The 2,857-nt window shown below is 58.8% G+C and carries 2 protein-coding genes and 1 pseudogene; all 3 read left to right on the top strand.

What is annotated here, in order from left to right:
* The coding region (locus Q0J81_RS10960) for a 5'/3'-nucleotidase SurE (protein ID WP_294447878.1) at window positions 1-509 on the top strand (509 nt) is incomplete at its 5' end.
* Window positions 510-653: 144 nt separating this feature from the next.
* Entirely contained in the window at window positions 654-1,577 is a 924-nt protein-coding gene (fba, locus tag Q0J81_RS10955; RefSeq protein ID WP_294447877.1) for a class II fructose-1,6-bisphosphate aldolase, read from the top strand.
* A gap of 444 nt (window positions 1,578-2,021) precedes the next feature.
* Window positions 2,022-2,857, top strand: a pseudogene (locus Q0J81_RS10950) (hypothetical protein); the annotation flags it as partial.

Here is a 2,857-nt window from a genome sequence, read left to right as displayed (position 1 = left end):
TCGTGATTTCCGGCATCAACTTCGGCCCCAACGCCGGACAGGACGTATTCTTCTCCGGCACTGTGGGCGCGGCCATTCAGGCCGCCATGTACGGCCTGCCCTCGCTTGCCGTTTCCCACTGCTCCCACGACGGCGCCACCATGGCCCACGCCGATCTGGCCGAACGCGTGGCCTCGGCCATGGACTGGAAAAATCTTCCCCGCCACCGCGTATACAACCTCAATCTTCCCGACGGCCCGGCCGAGGAAATACAGGGCCTCAAGGTGTGCCGCCACAGCACGGACTGGGCCTGTCTCGACTCCTATGAACGACGTGTCTCCCCCTCCGGACGGGAATACTTCTGGATGAAAGACCCCTTTCAGCACTTTCTTCTTGAAGACGAAGGCACCGACAAAAGCTGGCTTCACAAGGGCTGGGCAACGCTCTCGCCTCTGAACATTGATCTCAACGACGCGGAGACGGCCAAAAAGCTTAACGAAAACAGTCTGTGGGACAAAGTGCGTCCGTAACGACCGCAAAGAGTCGTTCTTTCCGACGACATCCCTTGCGAAAAATCCCTACTGCGGATACAAAAGAAACAAAGAACCGGAGAGAGCCTTTTTTACAGTCCTTACCTCTCCATGATACTGATACCCGCTCCCCGGAGGGAAGCCATGCCTATCACCACTCCCAAAGAGATGTTCGCCCGTGCCTACAAGGAAGGCTATGCCATCGGCGCTTTCAACGTCAACAACATGGAAATCATTCAGGGCATCATGCAGGCCGGCGCGGAAGAGCGTTCGCCGCTGATTCTTCAGGTTTCCGCCGGCGCCCGCAAGTATGCCGGTCAGGTCTACATCATGAAACTGGTGGAAGCCGCCCTTATCGAATCCGATCTTCCTGTGGTGGTGCATCTCGATCACGGGCCCGACTTTGAGCTGTGCAAGGCCTGCATCGACGGCGGCTTCAGCTCCGTCATGATCGACGGCTCCCATCTGCCCTTCGAGGAAAACATCGCCGTCACGAAGAAGGTCGTGGAATACGCCCATGACCGCGGCGTGTGGGTGGAAGCGGAACTTGGCCGTCTCGCCGGCGTAGAAGAGCACGTCAACGCCGCGGAGAGCATCTACACTGATCCCGATCAGGCCGTGGAATTCGCCCAGCGCTCCGGCTGCGACTCGCTTGCCATCGCCATCGGCACGAGCCACGGTGCGTACAAGTTCAAGGGAGAAGCCAAGCTCGACTTCGAACGTCTCGACAAGATTTCCTCCATGATGCCCGGCTATCCGCTGGTGCTGCACGGCGCTTCCAGCGTTCCGCAGGAATTCGTGGCCATGGCCAACGAGTACGGCGGCAAGCTCGGCAACGCCAAGGGCGTGCCCGAAGAGATGCTGCGCAAGGCCGCCAAGTCCGGCGTGTGCAAAATCAATATCGACTCCGACATCCGCCTTGCCATGACGGCCAACATCCGCAAGTACATGGCTGAAAATCCCGAAGCCTTCGACCCGCGAGCCTATCTCAAGCCCGCCCGCGAGGCCGTAAAGAACATGGTGCAGCGCAAGATCCGCAACGTGCTCGGCAGCTCCAACAAGATATGAGGCATGAGGCCGCCACGCCCGGAGAGCGTGACGGCCGCCATGCGTCCGACACCTTTTCCTCCACGGCAGGCCGCCTTCGGGCGGTCTGTTTTTTTGTCCTGGAAGGGAACATTCCTCCGACCAGCGCGACGGGGCTTCTGATACATCAGGCAGAAGCCCGGCTCGATGCTCCGGCACAGAGAGCCCCATAATGCTGCGGGCAAACGATGCAGGAGCAGAAACAAACGAGTATCCGGGCGCGCCGGACAACTCATCCCGGCCGCGTCGTATCGCCCTCAGCATAATCTCCACTGATAACCAGCCATTGAAAATTAATATTTTTCTTTTTCTCCCGCCTCTCCTATTTTCTGGAATAGAGATTCAGAAAGTGTACCCCCGTCACGCGACGCCTTCCGCGCGCGGCGCCGCTGAAAGTCACAATCCCGTATCGCCCAAGGAGAGCGTATGAAGCCCATCTACAAAGAAAAATATCCTCATCTGTTTGAACCGCTCTATGTTGGCAAAAACAACGTGCGCTTCAACAACCGCTTCAACGTCGCGCCCATCGGTTCCGGAGCTACCGGCGGTGGCGAAGACAGCGACGGCCGCATCAATACCTTCGGCATTGACTACTGGATGCGCTACATTCAGGGCGGATTCTCCCGTGTGACTCTTCCCATGGAAGTACCCATTGACGGCAGCCATGAACACATGTTCAACCTGAATCCCAAGACCTGCAACCAGATGAACTTCCAGCGCCTGCAGCGCGCCGTGCACGCCTTCAACGGCAAGACCTTTGCGGAATTCATCCACGGCGGTCCCTACATGCGCGCGGGCTTCAAGAAGATTTCCGCCGACGATGAGCCCCATCTCGGCGCCAAGGCCGCCACTGTGGCGGAAATGGAAGAAATCGCCGCTCTGTTCGGCGAGTACGCCCACTGGGCCCAGATTGCCAACTTCGATGGTCTGCTGCTGCACTACGGCCACGGCTGGCTGTTCAACTACTTCCTCTCTCCCCTCACCAACCATCGCACCGACGAGTACGGCGGCTCCATTGAAAACCGCTGCCGCTTCCCCCTCATGGTCATCAAGGAAATCCGCCGCGTGGTGGGCGACAGCCTGCTCATCGAACTGCGCCTCAACGGTACCGACGGCGTTGAAGGCGGCATTACCCCCGAAGAATGCGCCGAACAGGTCAAGATTTTCCAGGACTATGTGGACATGGTGCACATCACCTGCGGCCACCGCATCGACGCCTTCACCCGTCCCAAGATGCATCCCACCGGCTTCGATCCCATGGC

This window comes from uncultured Mailhella sp. (assembly GCF_944324575.1).
GTDB lineage: Bacteria > Desulfobacterota > Desulfovibrionia > Desulfovibrionales > Desulfovibrionaceae > Mailhella.
This window is presented reverse-complemented; position numbering and strand designations above follow the sequence as displayed.

Bases quoted from the DNA above. Each gene is read 5' to 3' on its own strand.
- fba (WP_294447877.1), top strand. From the start codon at position 654: ATGCCTATCACCACTCCCAAAGAGATGTTCGCCCGTGCCTACAAGGAA.